General features: G+C 42.6%; 26 protein-coding genes. 7 read left to right on the top strand and 19 right to left on the bottom strand.

The window, feature by feature from the left end; all coding sequences use genetic code 11:
- Positions 1-21: 21 nt before the first annotated feature.
- The 5 genes from tlp to acnA all read right to left on the bottom strand — a co-directional run bounded on the left by tlp (position 22) and on the right by acnA (position 3,999).
- The gene (gene tlp / locus HAP68_RS08735) at positions 22-264 is read right to left on the bottom strand and encodes a small acid-soluble spore protein Tlp (RefSeq protein ID WP_003153975.1); all 243 of its coding nucleotides are present in this window, start codon (positions 262-264) and stop codon (positions 22-24) included.
- Positions 265-288: 24 nt separating this feature from the next.
- Positions 289-435, bottom strand: coding sequence for an acid-soluble spore protein N (locus tag HAP68_RS08730; protein ID WP_003153977.1), 147 nt, complete (start codon positions 433-435; stop codon positions 289-291).
- Positions 436-498: 63 nt separating this feature from the next.
- Positions 499-624 (bottom strand): FbpB family small basic protein, encoded by a 126-nt coding sequence (locus HAP68_RS08725; RefSeq protein ID WP_012117651.1) that lies wholly within the window; start codon positions 622-624, stop codon positions 499-501.
- 78 nt (positions 625-702) lie between these two features.
- Entirely contained in the window at positions 703-1,212 is a 510-nt protein-coding gene (locus HAP68_RS08720; RefSeq protein ID WP_024085356.1) for a TlpA family protein disulfide reductase, read from the bottom strand.
- 60 nt (positions 1,213-1,272) lie between these two features.
- Positions 1,273-3,999, bottom strand: a complete 2,727-nt coding sequence (gene acnA / locus HAP68_RS08715; protein ID WP_003153981.1) for an aconitate hydratase AcnA — start codon at positions 3,997-3,999, stop codon at positions 1,273-1,275.
- Positions 4,000-4,229: 230 nt separating this feature from the next.
- Between acnA and sspO the strand changes: the two genes are divergently transcribed.
- From sspO to HAP68_RS08695, 4 genes are all read left to right on the top strand, one after another.
- Positions 4,230-4,376: an acid-soluble spore protein SspO gene (gene sspO, locus HAP68_RS08710; RefSeq protein WP_003153982.1), complete on the top strand. Its 147-nt coding sequence runs from the start codon at positions 4,230-4,232 to the stop codon at positions 4,374-4,376.
- 29 nt (positions 4,377-4,405) lie between these two features.
- Positions 4,406-4,552, top strand: coding sequence for a small acid-soluble spore protein P (locus HAP68_RS08705; RefSeq protein WP_003153984.1), 147 nt, complete (start codon positions 4,406-4,408; stop codon positions 4,550-4,552).
- A gap of 94 nt (positions 4,553-4,646) precedes the next feature.
- The gene (locus tag HAP68_RS08700; protein WP_024085355.1) at positions 4,647-5,018 is read left to right on the top strand and encodes an Hsp20/alpha crystallin family protein; all 372 of its coding nucleotides are present in this window, start codon (positions 4,647-4,649) and stop codon (positions 5,016-5,018) included.
- Between the two features lie 233 nt (positions 5,019-5,251).
- A complete protein-coding gene (locus tag HAP68_RS08695; RefSeq protein WP_024085354.1) occupies positions 5,252-5,680 on the top strand; it encodes a DUF2621 domain-containing protein in 429 nt (142 codons plus the stop codon).
- Between the two features lie 27 nt (positions 5,681-5,707).
- On the opposite strand, the gene HAP68_RS08690 is transcribed toward HAP68_RS08695, so the two are convergent.
- The 3 genes from HAP68_RS08690 to HAP68_RS08680 all read right to left on the bottom strand — a co-directional run bounded on the left by HAP68_RS08690 (position 5,708) and on the right by HAP68_RS08680 (position 7,433).
- Entirely contained in the window at positions 5,708-6,199 is a 492-nt protein-coding gene (locus tag HAP68_RS08690) for a CcdC family protein (RefSeq protein WP_088005392.1), read from the bottom strand.
- Between the two features lie 79 nt (positions 6,200-6,278).
- Positions 6,279-6,641: a response regulator gene (locus HAP68_RS08685; RefSeq protein WP_007410327.1), complete on the bottom strand. Its 363-nt coding sequence runs from the start codon at positions 6,639-6,641 to the stop codon at positions 6,279-6,281.
- Positions 6,642-6,725: 84 nt separating this feature from the next.
- The gene (locus tag HAP68_RS08680) at positions 6,726-7,433 is read right to left on the bottom strand and encodes a cytochrome c biogenesis protein CcdA (RefSeq protein ID WP_088056486.1); all 708 of its coding nucleotides are present in this window, start codon (positions 7,431-7,433) and stop codon (positions 6,726-6,728) included.
- A 201-nt stretch (positions 7,434-7,634) separates the two neighbouring features.
- Between HAP68_RS08680 and HAP68_RS08675 the strand changes: the two genes are divergently transcribed.
- Complete coding sequence (locus HAP68_RS08675) at positions 7,635-7,808, top strand: aspartyl-phosphate phosphatase Spo0E family protein (RefSeq protein WP_012117647.1); 174 nt, start codon at positions 7,635-7,637, stop codon at positions 7,806-7,808.
- A gap of 73 nt (positions 7,809-7,881) precedes the next feature.
- Here HAP68_RS08675 and HAP68_RS08670 read toward each other — a convergent pair whose 3' ends face one another.
- From HAP68_RS08670 to yneA, 6 genes are all read right to left on the bottom strand, one after another.
- Positions 7,882-8,100, bottom strand: coding sequence for a YneF family protein (locus HAP68_RS08670; protein ID WP_003153994.1), 219 nt, complete (start codon positions 8,098-8,100; stop codon positions 7,882-7,884).
- Positions 8,101-8,185: 85 nt separating this feature from the next.
- Entirely contained in the window at positions 8,186-8,632 is a 447-nt protein-coding gene (gene sirA, locus HAP68_RS08665) for a sporulation inhibitor of replication protein SirA (protein ID WP_003153995.1), read from the bottom strand.
- 151 nt (positions 8,633-8,783) lie between these two features.
- The gene (gene tkt, locus HAP68_RS08660) at positions 8,784-10,787 is read right to left on the bottom strand and encodes a transketolase (RefSeq protein ID WP_024085353.1); all 2,004 of its coding nucleotides are present in this window, start codon (positions 10,785-10,787) and stop codon (positions 8,784-8,786) included.
- 166 nt (positions 10,788-10,953) lie between these two features.
- Entirely contained in the window at positions 10,954-11,187 is a 234-nt protein-coding gene (locus HAP68_RS08655; RefSeq protein WP_003153997.1) for a DUF896 domain-containing protein, read from the bottom strand.
- 68 nt (positions 11,188-11,255) lie between these two features.
- Positions 11,256-11,906: a YneB family resolvase-like protein gene (locus HAP68_RS08650; protein ID WP_003153998.1), complete on the bottom strand. Its 651-nt coding sequence runs from the start codon at positions 11,904-11,906 to the stop codon at positions 11,256-11,258.
- A 15-nt stretch (positions 11,907-11,921) separates the two neighbouring features.
- A complete protein-coding gene (gene yneA / locus HAP68_RS08645) occupies positions 11,922-12,233 on the bottom strand; it encodes a cell division suppressor protein YneA (RefSeq protein WP_003154001.1) in 312 nt (103 codons plus the stop codon).
- A 156-nt stretch (positions 12,234-12,389) separates the two neighbouring features.
- On the opposite strand from yneA, the gene lexA reads away from it, so the two are divergent.
- Complete coding sequence (gene lexA / locus HAP68_RS08640; protein ID WP_003154004.1) at positions 12,390-13,010, top strand: transcriptional repressor LexA; 621 nt, start codon at positions 12,390-12,392, stop codon at positions 13,008-13,010.
- Positions 13,011-13,351: 341 nt separating this feature from the next.
- On the opposite strand, the gene HAP68_RS08635 is transcribed toward lexA, so the two are convergent.
- The gene (locus HAP68_RS08635; protein ID WP_003154006.1) at positions 13,352-13,780 is read right to left on the bottom strand and encodes a hypothetical protein; all 429 of its coding nucleotides are present in this window, start codon (positions 13,778-13,780) and stop codon (positions 13,352-13,354) included.
- Positions 13,781-13,921: 141 nt separating this feature from the next.
- On the opposite strand from HAP68_RS08635, the gene HAP68_RS08630 reads away from it, so the two are divergent.
- On the top strand, positions 13,922-14,371 hold the full coding sequence (locus HAP68_RS08630; protein ID WP_015388182.1) for a YndM family protein: 450 nt from the start codon (positions 13,922-13,924) through the stop codon (positions 14,369-14,371).
- Between the two features lie 27 nt (positions 14,372-14,398).
- Here the strand turns inward: HAP68_RS08630 and HAP68_RS08625 are convergent, their stop codons facing one another.
- From HAP68_RS08625 to HAP68_RS08610, 4 genes are all read right to left on the bottom strand, one after another.
- The gene (locus HAP68_RS08625; RefSeq protein ID WP_003154011.1) at positions 14,399-15,229 is read right to left on the bottom strand and encodes a prohibitin family protein; all 831 of its coding nucleotides are present in this window, start codon (positions 15,227-15,229) and stop codon (positions 14,399-14,401) included.
- Complete coding sequence (locus HAP68_RS08620) at positions 15,216-15,365, bottom strand: hypothetical protein (protein ID WP_003154013.1); 150 nt, start codon at positions 15,363-15,365, stop codon at positions 15,216-15,218. Before HAP68_RS08620 ends, HAP68_RS08625 begins: the two co-directional genes overlap by 14 nt.
- Positions 15,366-15,473: 108 nt before the next feature.
- On the bottom strand, positions 15,474-16,295 hold the full coding sequence (locus HAP68_RS08615) for a poly-gamma-glutamate hydrolase family protein (protein ID WP_024085351.1): 822 nt from the start codon (positions 16,293-16,295) through the stop codon (positions 15,474-15,476).
- Between the two features lie 276 nt (positions 16,296-16,571).
- Entirely contained in the window at positions 16,572-17,006 is a 435-nt protein-coding gene (locus HAP68_RS08610) for a dUTP diphosphatase (RefSeq protein ID WP_014305062.1), read from the bottom strand.
- Between the last annotated feature and the right edge of the window lie 359 nt (positions 17,007-17,365).

Raw genomic sequence — 17,365 nt, 5'->3', positions numbered from 1 at the left:
ACCAGGTTTCCCTGGTTTTTATTATGATTGATAGCCGTTTTCTCTTGCAGCCGATTCATCCTGAATTTCACTGCGGAACGATTCAATGCTTTCATTGCGTCTGGCATTCTTTTCTTGAATGCGCTGTTTTTCCTCATCTGTCGCAAATTCCATTGATTCTTTCGCTTCTTCTATATTTTCAATTGTATTCTGCACCATATCCTGCAGCTTTTCAACGTTATCCGAACGGTCATCCGGGTTCGGTTTTTGATCATTGTTTGTCATAATGTCTGCTCTCCTTTGATGATGTTATTCGCCTTTCGTCTGCATGACAATCGGATGTCCGTTTGACTTGTCATGAAACTTTTCCCCTTTGTTGCGTTTATATTTAACGGGTTTTGTCCCTAAGTGGCTCGGAGCGTATTGCGGCTGGCCGTCTTTCTTGTTTATGCCCATGTTCATCCCTCCTTAAGAGTATATTTTGCAAAAGGAGGTGCAAACATGACTGCAAATTAAAGGTTATTTTTGTTTGAACCGCTGCTCCAGCTTTTCTTCAAGCTGATTCAAATATTCCGTATTGGTCATCAGCTCACGTTTATTTTCCATAACCAATTCATGAAAAGAACGTTTTCGCATTTTTTTCAATCTTCTCACCTCCGTGTTTTCATTCATTTTTTCCAATTTTTCAAAACCTAAGCCCTTTACAATAAAAAAACTGAACCTCTATTTGAGATCCAGTTTTTCTTTCATTTCTTTTTTTGTCATCGTGCCTACGCGAATATGCTGAATGGTTCCTTTTTCGTCTAATATGTATGTTGTCGGATAAGAAAGCACGTTGAAATCCCCGTTAATTCCGCTTTTGTCAATCAGAATAGGAAAGGTCAGCTGATAATGATCAGCAAATGATTTCACAACCTGTATATTTTTTTCAGAGGACGTAAAATTAACAGCTGCTACCGCAATATCAGGATATTCTTTCTGCAGCTCCTGCATATCGGGCATTTCCATTCGGCACGGCTTGCACCACGTCGCCCAGAAATTAAGGAGCACTTTTTTTCCTTTATAATCAGAAAGGGAGATACTTTTTCCTGACAATGTATCAAGTGTAAAGTCAGGGGCTTTCATCCCTTCTTCTGTCCCTTCTTTCGGACTTTTTTGCACAGAATAAATGTTCCAGCCCGCATATACTAACAACCCGATAAGTAACATTCCGCCCAGCCATTTCGCAAGCATCTTAAGCCTCCCGCATAAAAAGAGAGAAAGCAGACTGCTTTCTCTCCTTTGTTCATTCTGCTACTGTTTCATTTTATCGCGAAGCACCATTTGTAAAATGCCGCCGTGGCGATAGTAATCAATTTCCACTTCACTGTCAAAACGGACAACGACTTCAAACGTTTTTACCGTACCGTCTTCACTGATTGCTCTGACAGTCAGCAAGTCGCGCGGACGTACAGATTCATCAACATCCACCTCGATGACTTCCTTACCGGTTAAGCCGAGTGTATCCGCGTTTTCACCCTGTTTGAACTGGAGCGGCAGCACACCCATGAAGACGAGGTTGCTTCTGTGAATTCTTTCAAAGCTTTCGGCAATGACTGTTCTGATGCCGAGCAGGTTTGTTCCTTTTGCAGCCCAGTCACGTGAAGAGCCCATTCCGTAATCTTTTCCGGCCAGGACGACAAGACCCGTTTTATCTTCTTTATACCGCATGCAGGCATCATAAATAGATGTCACTTCCCCGGTAGGCCAATGTGTTGTGTAGCCGCCTTCTGTACCCGGTGCGATTTGGTTTTTAATGCGGATATTGGCGAATGTTCCTCTCATCATGACTTCATGGTTTCCGCGGCGTGAGCCGTAAGAGTTAAAGTCACGAGGAGAAACGCCTTTTTCCTGCAGGTATTTGCCCGCCGGTGTGTCTTTTCCGATCGCTCCGGCCGGAGAAATGTGGTCAGTCGTCACGGAATCGCCGAATTTGCCGACAACGCGAAGTCCTCTTAAAGGCTCAACTTTTCCCGGCTCTACAGACATTTCCTCAAAGAACGGCGGGTTTTGAATGTAAGTGGAATCCTGGTCCCACTTATACAGCGCTTCATCCGTCGTTTCGATTTCGTTCCAGCGCTGGTTGTCGTCAAATACCGTTTCATACTCTTTGCGGAATAATTCCGGCGTAACAGTCTGTTTGACGAGAGAATTGATTTCATCCATGGACGGCCAGATGTCATCGAAATAAACATTTTGACCGTCATTTCCGACACCGATCGGATCCGTTTTCAGGTTGATGTTTACAGTTCCTGCCAATGCGTATGCGACAACAAGCGGCGGTGACGCAAGGTAGTTTCCTTTGACAAGCGGGTGGATCCGGCCTTCAAAGTTTCTGTTACCCGACAGGACAGAAGTGATCAGGAGGTCATTTTTAGCAACCGCTTCTTCAATCTCTGGAGAAAGCGGGCCGGAGTTCCCGATACATGTCGTACAGCCATACCCCACAAGGTTAAAGCCGAGCTCCTTCATGTAAGGAAGCAGACCTGAGTTGACTAAGTATCCAGTAACAACCTTAGACCCCGGTGCAAGTGAAGTCTTCACATAATTCGGCACTTTCAAGCCTAATTCTACCGCTTTTTTGGCTACCAATCCGGCACCGATTAATACATAAGGGTTTGATGTATTCGTACAGCTTGTAATAGCGGCGATTGCAATCGCCCCTGTTTTCATAACCGCATCTTCACCGCTGTTAAGTTTAAATGAAATTTCTTTGTTCTCTTCAGCAGCATCCGCTCCGAATCCTTGGTTGCCGGCCGGGCTGACAAGATGTTTTTTAAACGTTTCCTGCATAACGGAAAGCGGGATTAAATCCTGCGGACGTTTCGGGCCTGAAAGGTTCGCTTCGATTTTTGACAGATCAATTTCCACAACGTCTGTAAAAATCGGCTCTTCCGCGTCAGGCGTATAGAATAAACCGTTGCTGCGGCAGTATGCTTCCACAATATCGATCTGCTCTTCTTCACGGCCGGTCAGACGCAGGTAAGAAAGTGCTTCCTCGTCAACCGGGAAGAATCCGCAAGTCGCTCCGTATTCCGGCGCCATATTGGCAATAGTCGCCCGATCCGCAAGCGGAAGCTCAGCAACACCAGGACCGAAGAATTCAACAAATTTATTGACTACGCCTTTTTCACGCAGCACTTGAGTGACTTTCAGCGCCAAGTCAGTCGCCGTCGTTCCGTTAGGCAATTTTCCGACAAGTTTCGCGCCGATGACCTCAGGAACAGGGAAATATGAAGGCTGGCCGAGCATTCCCGCTTCCGCTTCAATACCGCCGACACCCCAGCCGAGGACGCCGATTCCGTTAATCATTGTTGTATGGGAATCAGTTCCCACCAAAGTATCAGGATAGGTCACAAGTTCTCCGTCTTCCTCTTTCGTATGGACAACGCTTGCCAAAAACTCAAGGTTTACCTGGTGAACGATACCTGTTGCAGGCGGAACGGCCTGATAATTGTTAAACGCTTTCTTTGCCCAGCTTAAAAATTTATAACGTTCTGCATTTCTTTCGAATTCTAAGTCCATATTAATGGCTAACGCATCTTCCGTACCGGCTTTGTCAACTTGTACGGAGTGGTCAATGACCAGGTCAACCGGAATTTCAGGATTGATTTTATCAGGGTCTCCGCCGACAGAGGCCATGGCTTTTCTTAAAGATGCCAGGTCAACTACGGCCGGAACGCCGGTAAAGTCCTGCAGAATAACCCGTGACGGTTTAAACGGCACATCGATATCTTTTAATTCAGCAGTACCCCATCTTGCTAAATTTTCAACATGCTCTTTTGTAATGACGCGTCCGTCTACCTGACGCAAAACGGATTCCAAAAGAACCTTAATAGAATAAGGAAGTTTTGAAACATTGCCGACCCCTGCGTCTTCCAATGCTTTTAATGAATAGTAGTTGTATGTTTTCCCATTTGAAGAAAATGTTTTTCTTGCTTGGAAAACGTCTTGTGTTGCGACTTTTTGCTGATTTGTCATTCTCCAAAATCCCCCTTCAATGATCAAGATCGTTCTTTAGATGAATGTTCACATTCCATCATAATTTTCTCACAATTTCATCTTAGTATAAAATCATACATAAGTAAATATCAATGTTTTTATTAAATACAATAAGATCGTCTTATCAGCATATTTTCGGTAAATTTTGTCCGATTTTCCGCCTCATACAACGGGCTGTAAAGAGCCATATTAATGTTGAGGTGATGATCATGGTAAAACGGAAAGCCAATCATGTAATTAACGGCATGAATGATGCGAAAAGCCAAGGCAAAGGCGCGGGTTATATAGAAAATGACCAGCTCGTCCTGACGGAAGAAGAACGGCAGAACAATAAAAAAAGAAAAACAAACCAATAGCCGGAACACCTTAAAAAGGAGGCTTTAACATGACAAATAAAAATACGAGTAAAGATATGCATAAAAATGCTCCGAAGGGCCATAACCCCGGCCAGCCGGAACCGCTGAGCGGAAGCAAAAAAGTGAAAAACCGCAACCATACAAGACAAAAACATAATACAAGCCACGATATGTAAAACAGACCCCGGTGTCTGTTTTTTTGTGCCATTCACCCATTTAAAGCTTCTGCATACGTTATAGCAAGGCTTTTTAATATGGAGGAATGCTTCCATGAATCACTCAAAAAACGCTGAAGAATTTGATGATACGGAAGAATGGCTGCGGCAGTTTTACGAGGACCCGTATGCTTGGTATGACGAGACGCTGCCGATCGATCTATATGAAACAAGCCGTCAATATATCGTTGAAGCCGACCTGACGGCCCTGAAGCAGGTGCAGGCGATCACCGTCACTCTTTCGGGAAATGAGTTTATGCTCTCTGTTAAAACGCTTGAACGGACATTAAACAAACAAATGGTGCTTCCTTTTTATCTGAATGACAAACATATTTTCACTGATTTCACCAACCATATTCTGACCGTCTCCATGAACAAGGAGCCTAATGAGACTCCTGCCTCATTTTCCTTTCAATTTCCTCTATAACATAAAAAAGCCGCTTTCATCCCTCAATGGAAGCGGCTTTTTTGTCCGGTCATATCAGTCATATACCCTCAAAGTGAATCTCCCATGGCCAAATAGCAGAATCACTATACGATAGAATATGTTCTAGCAACCGAATTGACTGGACATCTATCATTTTTTCTATTCTTTTTTTCATGTGTTCTTCTATTCTGTCTTCGTTTACAATATGGTTAAAGTAAGGAGGAGATAGAACAATGCTAGAAGGCTGGTTTATGTGGTTTATTTTATTTTGGGTCAACGTGATGATCGGATTGCTGTCTATCGGCGGATTTTTTATGTTTCGAAAATTTTTAAAACGCTTACCGAAAGAAGACGGCCGGTCAGAACTGGATTGGCAGGACTATTATATTGAAAAAAGCAGGCACTTATGGAATGCGGGTGACAAGGCGTTTTTGGATGAATTGGTCGCTCCCGTGCCGGAGCTCTTTCGGGATGTAGCCAAAGCGAAAATCGCCGGAAAAATCGGTGAACTTTCCTTAGCGGAGGAAGCTGAACAAATAAACCGTGATTTAATCATCAGGGGTTACATACTGGCCACTCCTAAGCGTGATCATCAATTTTTAAAAAAGCATCTCCGCGAAAAACAGATTGATCTTACTCCTTATCAGGCCCTGCTCAAATAAAAAACCTTTCCGGCGGACGGAAAGGTTTTAATTCATCTGAATATCAGCGGTCTTCAGTTCATTCGAAAGTTTGCGGTAAGACATAAACATCGCGATGCGCCACGGAACAATCATTCCGAAAGCCAGAATCCAAAACATTCCGCTTAAAGCTCCGTAATCAATCGTCGTGCTCAAAATGGATTTCATAGCGATTCTGATAACCAGCAAACCAATCAGGATAAACACAAACGCTTTTGACCGTTTTAAATAGATTTCATTATTTTTAATCTCAAATTTAGATGTTTTAATCAGAAAAATAGAGAAGATCACGCCCAGCGTAATGGCCTCCAAAAATTCTTCGCCCGTCACTCTGAAAATCGGAAAAAGGAACATAAGCGCTCCCGTACTCATGAAAATCGGCGGGAGAATTATTTTTTTAGGTGAAGCGGGCTTGTCGGAGGCTTTAATCCTGACGATCATCACGGAAATTGCCATGGCCGCTGCAATAACGGATGAAATTATAATCATCATCTTTATCATTCCTTTGCTTGCACGGAGTTTGATACTATATACTATACTCCAAAAACATAAAAAAAACCAATTTGAAAAGAGAACACGTTTACGTTCCCGTTACCCGGCCTACGGCCTCCAGCACTTTAGATGCTTCAAACGGTTTAACGATAAAGTCTTTAGCGCCTAATTCAATCGCTTCCAGAACGATCCGCTGCTGCCGCATGGCGGTGCACATGATGATCCGGGCTTTCGGGTCAAAAGCTAAAATATCCTGCAGCGCCTGTATACCGTTTTTGACCGGCATGGTAATATCCATTGTCACCAGGTCGGGACGGATTTTTTGATATACTGCCAGGGCTTCCTCCCCGTCAGCCGCTTCCCCGGCCACTGTGTAATTCGCCGATTCCAGAATCTCTCTGATTTTCACCCTCATGAACTTGGCGTCATCTACAACTAAAACTCGTGTCATATTCCCCTCCACATATTTAACATTAACTAGTCTTATTGTACCAAAAACGAAAGGGTATATAATAGTTCAAAAGTTATTAATCCGTTACAGACCCGTAAATCCTCCGAAAAGATTTGACAGAACGATCAGAATGTAGCTCATCCAGTTAAAAAACAGCATAACTCCGATCAGAATCATAAGAATGCCGCCGATTTTCATGATAAGCAGCTGATGCTTGCGAATCCAATTCATTCTGGTAATAAAAAATGAAAGAACAAGAAAAGGAATCGCAAAACCGAGAACATATAAAAACATATACGGCACTGCTGAAGAAGGATTTGTATTTGCCAGCGAAAACACGGCTCCTAAAATAGGCCCGCTGCACGGCGACCAGCCGGCTGCAAACGCAAGACCGATCAGAACCGAACCGATAAACCCCTCCGGACGGCGCTTAAAGTGAATGCGCCGCTCTTTCATCATGAATTTCGGCTGAAACACACCGGCAGTAATCAGCCCGAAAAGGATCAGCATGATAGCGCCAAACTGGCGGATCGCTTCATGATATTGGGTAAAAAAACTGCCGATAAACGAAGTTCCATATCCCAATGCGATAAAAATCACGGAGAAGCCAAGCAAAAAACAAAGTGTATGCACGAGGCCACGCTTTTGCAGCATCACCTTTTCTGTTTTCACCTCGTCCATACTGACACCAGTTATGTAAGATAAAAAGGCGGGGTACAACGGCAGACAGCATGGAGAAATGAAAGACAGAAATCCGGCCCCAAACGTCAGAAAGTAATTAAAACTCACGATGACACACTCCCTTCGAGTTATGACAAAATCATTTCATTTTTTTAACACTTTCCCGAGAAGGATTACTTTTTATAGAAAAAGCTTATATAATTTAATTTGACATCGAGATATTATACTCCTTCTTATTTGAAAAACAGTATAAATGTGGATATAATAATAGCGACTCAGGTGAAAGATTTATGTATGAAAGGATATATCCCTGTGATTAGAGAGCATCTATTAAATGAAATTGAAAAAAAACGGGCAGAGCTGCTTAAAATCGTCATGACAAACGGAATGACATCAAACATTACGATAGAACTCAGCCAGGAGCTTGACCACCTTCTCATACAATACCAAAAAGAACTGCACACCGGCAGTTGGGGTGAAACATGACGCCAAAATAAAAAACCCTCTCCGGGTTTTTTATTTTTATAACCATGTATCTCTATATCATAATCTGTACGTATTATTTCGCTTGATTATTCATGGCTTTCATCATTTGATTAATTTTCTTTTGAGAAGGTTTCATTCCCATTTGCATCATCATCATGCGTAACATTTGTTCATTAATAGGCGGATTCTTTTTCAAATAGCTCATCATATATTTACGAGCAATAAAAAACCCGAGTGCAACACCTATGAGCAATGCGACAACGCCCACTAGGATGCCAACCCATAAAGTCATTTTATTTCCTCCTTCATGTTGTCTAGTTTAAAGTGTACTAAACCAAAGGCTATTATACAACATTTACATCTCTTTTTCCTCGTTTTTAGACAAAATTTCTTTCCCTGACCGGATTTAACCACCCGTAGCGCCGTGTCTTGAAATCCATTGCAAGAAAACAGGGGCTGATTTTACGCAGAATCTCAAAGAAAATCGTTTCCGCCTCATAATCTCCCGAAGCCGCAATCTCAATTAAACTGTCTTTCATCATGAAGGTGGCGCGGCCCTTTTCTCCGGGCAGTGTAAGCCGGTAAATGGAATCCAAACGGCTGTAACTCATTCGGTTTAAATGCAGCTGGAGCCGCTGATGCATATGTATCACCGGAATCGGTTCCGTTATATATTGAACTTGCTTTTCTGTCATTTGATATTCCTGGGGTGTCAGATCTGTCCAATGATAGTCTCGAAACAACTCAAACATAGCCGTTTCCCGCCCAAAGTAGTGGTTCGCAAACTCATCCTTTATCAGGTGCGTATAGTAATGACGTTCCATTTCCTCATCCCCTTTTACAGCGCTTCGTTATTGCTTTCTATTATACAAAAGGAGAAAAGAAAGAATTGTCTATTACTGTTACGCCGCCCCTTCTATTTTTGTCGCAAAAACAGGAAAAAGAGGATGATTTGACTCATCCTCTTTTGTCTCGTTATTTGTTTAGAAGTTTTTTCACGCGGTCAACTACGTTTTCTGCAGTAAACCCGTATTCTTTCATAATTGTTTCTCCCGGAGCTGAAGCACCGAAACGGTCAATTGCGAGAACGTCTCCTTCAAGACCGGTAAATTTGCCCCATCCGAAGCTTGAACCCATTTCGATCGCAAGACGTTTCGTCACATTCGGAGGAAGCACGCTGTTTTTGTACTCAGCCGATTGTTTTTCAAAGCGGTCCCAGCTCGGCATGCTGACTACAGATACGTGAATGTTTTCTTCAGCCAGTTTCGCTTGAGCTTCGATCGCAAGTCCGACTTCAGAGCCTGTCGCTAAAAGAAGGGCGTCCGGTGAATCGGTTTTTGCTTTGGAAACGGTATAAGCCCCTTTTTCCACGCCCGCATACGCTTCTTCAGCCTGCTGATCAATCGTCGGCAGGTTTTGGCGTGTCAATACAAGAGCTGTCGGATGATCTTGGCTTTGAACGGCAACCTTCCATGCAGCTGCGGTTTCATTTCCGTCAGCAGGTCTGATCACAGAAAGGTTAGGAAGTGCACGTAAAGAAGCAAGCTGCTCAACCGGTTCGTGAGTCGGCCCGTCTTCTCCTACGGCAATACTGTCATGCGTGAATACATAAGTGACAGGGAGTCCCATCAATGATGCCAGACGAATGGCAGGTCTTAAATAATCAGAGAATACAAAGAATGTGCCGCCGAATACGCGGAGGCCGCCGTGAAGCGCCATTCCGTTTAATGCAGCGCCCATCGCAAATTCACGGACACCGAACCAGAAGTTTTTCCCGGCGTAGTCTTTGGCCGTGAAGTCTCCTCCATTTTTGATTGTCGTTTTATTTGAACCCGCAAGGTCAGCAGATCCCCCGACAAAGAAAGGAATTTTCTTGGCGATCCCGTTCAGTACCTCACCTGAAGATGCGCGGGAAGCAAGGCTGCTGCCTTTTTCATAAACGGGAACTTCCTGATCCCAGTCTTTAGGAAGCTCGCCTTTTATGCCGAGTGACAGCTGTTCAGCAAGCTCAGGATATTTTTCTTTATAAGCCGCGAACAGTTCATTCCATTCCTGTTCTTTTTTCGAGCCGGCTTCTTTTACAGCTTGATTGAAATGCCCGTATACTTCTTCCGGAACATAAAAATCTTCTTCAAACGTCCAAGCATACGCTTCTTTTGTCAGCTTGCTCTCTTCTAGTCCTAACGGAGCGCCGTGAACGCCGGATGTGCCCGCACGGTTTGGAGAACCGAAACCGATCGTGGTTTTCACTTCAATCAAAGTCGGTTTTTTATCATTCTGGCGCGCTTTTTCAATTGCAGCCGTCAATTCAGCGATGTTGTTTCCGTCCTCAACATAAAGAACTTCCCAGTTCATTGCTTCAAAACGCTGCTTTACATTTTCAGAGAAAGAACGGTCTAAATCGCCGTCTAAGGAAATGTCATTAGAATCGTATAATACGATCAGGCGGCCTAATTCAAGATGGCCTGCAAGAGAAGCGGCTTCGGAAGAAATGCCTTCCATTAAATCGCCGTCTCCGCAAATACTGTATGTATAATGATCAACTACGTTGAATGAATCACGGTTATATGTCTCAGCCAGATGGCGTTCTGCAATTGCCATTCCCACTGCCATTGCAATCCCCTGTCCAAGCGGCCCGGTCGTTGCGTCTACTCCGGCTGTATGCCCGAACTCCGGATGTCCCGGTGTTTTGCTTCCCCATTGACGGAACTGTTTCAAGTCTTCAATGCTGAGGTCATATCCGCTTAAATGCAGCATGCTGTATAAAAGCATTGAACCGTGGCCTGCTGATAAAACAAAGCGGTCGCGGTTAAACCAGCCCGGATTCTGCGGATTTACATTCATAAATTTCGTCCACAGCGTGTATGCCATCGGAGCGGCGCCCATCGGCATGCCCGGATGTCCGGAATTCGCCTTTTCAATTGCGTCTATAGATAGTGTACGAATGGTGGCAACTGATTTCTTTTCAATTGTATCCATTATAATCCCCTTCCTTATTGTTGTACCTTTTCATCATAAAGCGATGCTGACTTTTTCTCAACTCTTTCAGCTTAAATTTGAGATAAACTTGTTGAAAATTGTCGTAAAGCACATCCTGATATTAGTATATACGAAAAAAGAATACGTATTGCCGTATTCTTTCTGTTTAGTGAAGATTATTTTTCTGTTGTTCTCTTTTTAATTTTTCAGGGGTGACATCGTTGCCTTCCGGATCAATCACTTTTACGCTCTTTAACGTATTTTTCATTGAGGAGCGGAATCCTTTCAAATACTCCTGGCGAAGCTTTTGCTGTTCAGCTTTTTCCTCATCCGTTATCGTGTTTGATTTAGCTTTTTGAGCCAATTCGTTAATTCTTGCGATTTTTTCTTTAGAAATCATAATAAGCTCCTTTGGTGCGTGTTGATTATATACTACTAAAACGCAGTCTTTTTTACAACTGATGCGCGTCAGCTGCCTTCTGTGTCTGCGGTATATTCCTGAAACCGCCGGTGAACCGTGGCTTTGGACACGTCATAGCCGAATCCTCTTAAGGTCGCTGCGATTTCTGCAAAGGTAAGCTTGTTGGCTCTCAGCCTGATAATTTCCGAAACCGGAACCTCTTTTTTTTCTTTTCCGCTGTTTTCATGTCTGTTTTTCAGATTCCGTTCAGGCTTGTAGCCGTTTTTCACGGCTCTTTTCATTCCCCGCCGGATTTTCATATTGTGAATTTTCCTTTGATATTCCTCAACAATACTGACGATTTCAAGTACCATCGAATCAGCTTCGGAAAGCTCCAGTTCACCTTTATGAGCCGTCGTATATATTTTAACGTTCTCCCTGTAAATACAATGCAAAAGCGCAATCTTAGCGTTTCCTCTTCCTAATCTCGTTTCGTCCTGCACCAATATCGCGTCAATATGTGATTTTTTAATTTCATCAAGCATTTCAAATACTCCGTCGCGGTCCATTTCGTAACCGCTGGCTTTCTCAGAAATGACTTTCACGACTTCCATGCCGTTTGCAGCAGCGATCTCACTGAGCTCCTCTTCCTGTCTTTTTAATGACGTTTGCTGCTGTTCTTTGTTTGTGCTTACGCGGGCATAAATGAGCGCCTTCATTTCTCTCTTTCCTCTCTAATTGACAATGGCCAGCTGATATACGGCCGGATGCTTCTTCTTAACCGGTAGAATAAGTTCGTCTCCGGGCTTTATATCAGCAGTCTGGAGATGATTATTCTCCGTCACCCACTCAATGAAATCTTCTTTATTAATGTGTTTCTTTTCTGCTACATGATCTGCAAGTGACCAGAGTGTATCGCCGTCCTGAACCTTTATTTTAACATATTGGCTGAGGGACTGATCATTTCCCGCACATGAAACAAGTAAAATAGCGGCACTTAAAATCGCAGTAAACAGCCCGACAAATATGATAGATTCTTTCGCCATGTAAACAACCTCCGATAAGAATGTTTGTTCGCTTTTTATATCTTTCAGTATATACGAACAAATGTTTCTGTCAATCGTTTTTTTCGAACCTATGTTTGTACTGTCAGGAAAATCATGCTATAATCTACTTAAAATCGACGTTTTGAGGTGCGAAATATGACGAAGCTATCAAAAAGGCAGCTTGATATCCTGCGTTTTATTAAAGAAGAGGTAAAAACGAAAGGATATCCGCCTTCTGTAAGAGAGATAGGAGAAGCAGTAGGACTGGCTTCCAGTTCAACCGTGCACGGCCATTTGGCGCGGCTGGAGACAAAAGGCCTGATCAGACGGGACCCTACGAAACCGAGGGCGATTGAGGTATTGGATGAAGAAGAAGTCCATATTCCGAAAAGCCAGGTCGTAAACGTTCCGGTCATCGGGAAAGTGACGGCGGGTATTCCGATTACGGCTGTTGAAAATATCGACGAGTATTTTCCGCTTCCTGACCGGATGGTTCCTCCGGGCGAACATGTCTTTATGTTAGAAATCATGGGAGAAAGTATGATTGACGCCGGCATTTTTGACAAAGATTACGTCATTGTCAAACAGCAGAACACGGCCAATAACGGAGAAATCGTCGTAGCTATGACCGAAGATGATGAAGCGACGGTCAAGCGCTTCTATAAAGAAGACAATTATGTGCGGCTGCAGCCGGAAAATCCGACGATGGAGCCGATTATCCTGCAAAACGTAAGCATTTTGGGGAAAGTGATCGGCGTATTCAGAGCCGTCCATTAATTCTATTAAACTTCATTTATCGTAAAAAACCCCTCTGTAAGGGGTTTTTTTGCATAAAAAAAAGCAGATTCGCCCTGGCTTAAGAAACGAACCTGCTAAGGAGGAAAAACTTACATTCTTATTATCCGACATCACACTTTTGAAGTCAACTAATAATGTTTCCCTCAAGAAACTTTTCATCCATTTTTCAACTTTTTATATATTTGTGCGTGATGAATTTGCTTTTTTATCTTTTCTTTGGGCGGGCACGTCAAAAAAATTATATATGAATATTTAGTACATAGTGCAATAAGTTAAATATAAATATAAAAAAACCCGCTGCCTTTAGCGAGTATCTATTTTCAATCAAAATGATAATATTCTACACCGTAGAACCCTTTAATATAGACGGGACCACAGACGTTTGAAGAACTTTCAACCAGAATCCTGTATTTGTGATACGGATCAATTGATTTTTTATCCTGGGCACTGAGGTTTAACCAGCTGCCGCTGTAGTTTTTAGAACTTAATGTATAAAAATTTCCGTTCAGCGCCATCCGCTGGAGTTTCATGCTTAAACCGCACGAAGAGTTGTTCATTATGGTGAACTTATAGCCTAAAAAGTAATCGTCGGCAGCTACAGCACCCGGATTTTCAATATGAAACTCTTTTGCGTTTCCCTCCAAAGTGAAGCTTGTTTTTGATCCGAATTCAGTGGTAGCCGCTTTAGCTGAGTGTATTCCGCTAAAACATAATAAAAAAACAGCAATACATATCCAGTATTTTTTCATTTGCATCCCCCTTTTTACATATTTTAACTTGTGAATCCTGTGATGTCTATTCACATTTTACTTTATAACCACTATATACCAGTTTAAAAATTTGCGGATTGCTTACAATGAAGACTAAACGAAATAACGAAGGTGGTTCAAATGAAACACGTAATTGCTTTCGCTTCTAAAACGGCGCTCACACTTGCTTTACTGTACATTGTTCTGGATCTTATGTACCAAGTAACCTTTTTAAACGTTCTGTTTATTACAGTGATCTTAAGTTTAATCACTTATTTTGCGGGTGATTGCATGATTCTGCCGAGAACAAGCAATTTCACAGCCGTTGCAGCTGATTTCGGAATTTCATTCATTATATTATGGATATTCCTGATGAACATTGGCGGGTTTAATGTCTCTCCTGCCGCGGCAGCGGTTATCTCTGCACTTTGCATTTCTGTTTTTGAGGCATTTTTTCACCGGTATTTGCAGCAATATGTACTTCCCGAAGATTATAAGGACACAACAGAGACGGATAGCACGCTATGGAGCTATCAAACCGAGGCGTCTGAAGAATTAGTGCCGGAAAAAGACCCTCAGGAAAAAACATAAAAAGGAGGCAATCGCCTCCTTCTCTTTTTACTTTTGCTTCTGATCGTCCAGCGGCAGCTGCAGCAGTGAGTCTGTGCCTGTCGCTTTCGGCGTTTTTCCGTCCCATTTTTCAATCCATTTATATTTGATCATTTCATCGGACATTGATTTCTTAATGATTTCGTTATAGTCAGCGATCCCTTCCGCTTCAATTTTTTTCTTTTTCGCTTCGGCTTCGGCTATTTTAATTTCAGTTTGTGTCCGTTCAAGTTCCTGTGAAGACTTCACCCTTGCATCGATGGCTTCCTGTGTGGCTTTATCCGGCTTCGGTACGCCAAGCGTCAGATCATCAATTAAAAATCCGAGACTCTTCATATCATCAGCAAATCTCTTTTGAACATCGGCAGCGGCTTCAGCAGATTTTTGCCCGTATGTGTCAATAACCGAGTATTTGCTGATTGATTTTCGCGCCGCATCCCACAGCCTTGTTTTTAAATATGTATTTTCAATCGTTTCGACGTCTACCGCCCCGAATTTGTTAAACAGATCGACTACTTTATCAGGCTGCACGACATAGTTGTAAGCGATATCCATTTCTATATTTTTACCGTCAGAGGTTGCCACTTTTATATTTTCATTATTCACTGTCTGCATACGCACCGGATATTCCGTTACTTTATTAAATAATCCGACTAAGTGCCAGCCTTGGTCCAATGTGTCGGATTTTACCCCGCCATTCGGTGAGTATACAACCCCGACATAACCGTTCGGTATTTTTTCAATGAATAGTGACGCTGTGACGCCCGCAATTAAAAGGGCTGCACCTATAATCACACCGCCGAGAATTTTTTTTGTGTTTCCGCGCTTATTTTCGCTCATGCTGATCTTCTTCCTCCCATGACTTTTTTAATTTTTTGGCTCCGCTTCCCACTTGTTTAAAGATTGGACTAAGCATCAGCCATAAACCGAATCCGATGATGACAAGAAGAATGATAGACCCGATCATCACTTTCATTTGCCCACCTCTTTTCTTTCATCCTGTCAATTATGTATACGATCTTAAGAACTTAAAGTTTCATAAATTTCAAAAGAAAAAGCCCCGCCGACAAAATAGGCGTGCTCATTAATAATTGTCACTGATAAAATCAGAAATTGTTTTTGTAAATTGGTAAAAGGTCCCGTTTTGTGCGGATGCTCTGCTTTTCAGCGTAAAGGTGTCAAATAGTGATTTTCTGAAGCCGGCGCTCATTTCGATTTGAATACTCAATCCGGATGAAGATTGATTGGCAAGGTTGTTCGGACTGACGCCTGCGTATTTATCATTTGTGCCAAGAAGAACGGCAGGATACCCGTGCCGTTTCAGCACATCGGTCAAGAGTTCGGCCCGTTCTCTGTCTGTACCGCCGATTTTTATCTTTTTATCATCACTGCCGTAACCGTGCAATGAAATGACATTAGAGTGCTCTTTCACCATTTGCACGGCCTTGGTTTCATCGAAATGCGAACTTGTCAAATGCAGAGCTGCATTACCGGCTGATTTTAACCCTTCAAATAAATATAAACTCCGGTTTTCGGCAATTTCTCTGGCTAACTCACTGGTTCCCGGCTCTATGCCTCCGCCGTGTATAGCTAATATGAGGACAGAAGGGTCATGCTCCCGCGTTGAAATGGAAAAATCGGAAGGATCTTCATTCAGCTTTAATTCCTCGAAACTGCCGTAAATATCTGAAGCAGCATCAGCCCGAAAGAACGGCAGAAGCAAAAACGGTAAAATTAAAACTGAAATTCCTTTTTTGGTTATTGATGGCATTTGTATGTTTGTGTTACAATACAAATGCTTCAGCCTTTGAAGCGAACGGCAGAACAGGGTGACTTTGGACGGTTTCTTCTGCTCTGCCTCTTTGCCGGCTGCTTTACGGTCTACTCTTCTAACCCTTTTTTCCATAACATCATCCTTTCTTTTGTTTACACTTTTGTCACAATATTATATACGTTGGACAAAACCTCCGTTCATCTTGAAGAATAAAAACATCAAAACAACCTCTATCCTTTAACCTAAAAAAGTCTTTCTGTTCAAAGAGACGGAAAGCTTAAATGATAAAAATGAAACCCTTCTCCTTAGTTTTGTTTGATTTCCCAATTCAAGAATCCCCGAAAAAATTTGAATGTAACTGCTGTATCCATAAAAAAAAGACTGCTGTTAAGCAGTCTTTTTTTCGTTTTATTTCGTGCCTGTTGATCCCAGTCCGCCGCGGTCATTGTTCCCGAGCTTGTCTACTTCGATCAGCTCCACTTCAGGCATTTTCTTCATGATTCTGAATTGGCAGATCCGCTCCCCCTTGGAAATGTCGGTATCCCGAAGCGCGAATGCAGGAAAAAACCAGAAGTCATTGTCGCCTTTATAAGATTCATCAATGACTCCCATTGAATTTGTCTGAATGATACCGAAATGCTTATATGTACTTGAACGCGGAACGACATGGGCCTCGTATCCTTCCGGCAGTTCCATCGCAACTCCAAGCGGGATAAGTTTGAATTCGCCTTTTTTGATTGTTATATGTTCAGCTGCCCGCAGATCAATCCAATCGCCCTGTTCAATTTTACTGATTCTCGTTTGCGTATCATCTGAATATTTAATTTTGATTTGTAAAGTCATGTTCGCTGCTCCTTTTGCTTCCCTATTTCAGTCGTATTGATGACCAATCCGTGACCCATTATACCATTTAACTGATAAGAATGCTGATTTTGGTGTATATGCAGCCGAAGAGGAAGCACGGCGAAGACAATGAGAATAAACCTAAAATGAGGACCCCTCCTATCAGTTTTTCCCTCCATTTTCACATGACAGCTTCAATTACAATAATGCAAAGCTATATGTCCGTTCCTTTCAACAGAGCTTTTTTAAAATTTCGCCTCGGTTTCAAAAGGAATTTCGTTCTGAATAAAGAATTTGAAGAATAAGCGCTTAAAGGGCGCGCGATTCTTTTCTGTCACCTGCCTCAGGCGCTTATATCA

It is taken from the genome of Bacillus sp. Bvel1, assembly GCF_014872755.1.
In the GTDB taxonomy this organism is placed as follows: Bacteria; Bacillota; Bacilli; order Bacillales; family Bacillaceae; genus Bacillus; species Bacillus velezensis.
Note: the sequence above shows the minus strand (reverse complement) of the source record. Positions and strands in the feature narration are given on the sequence as shown.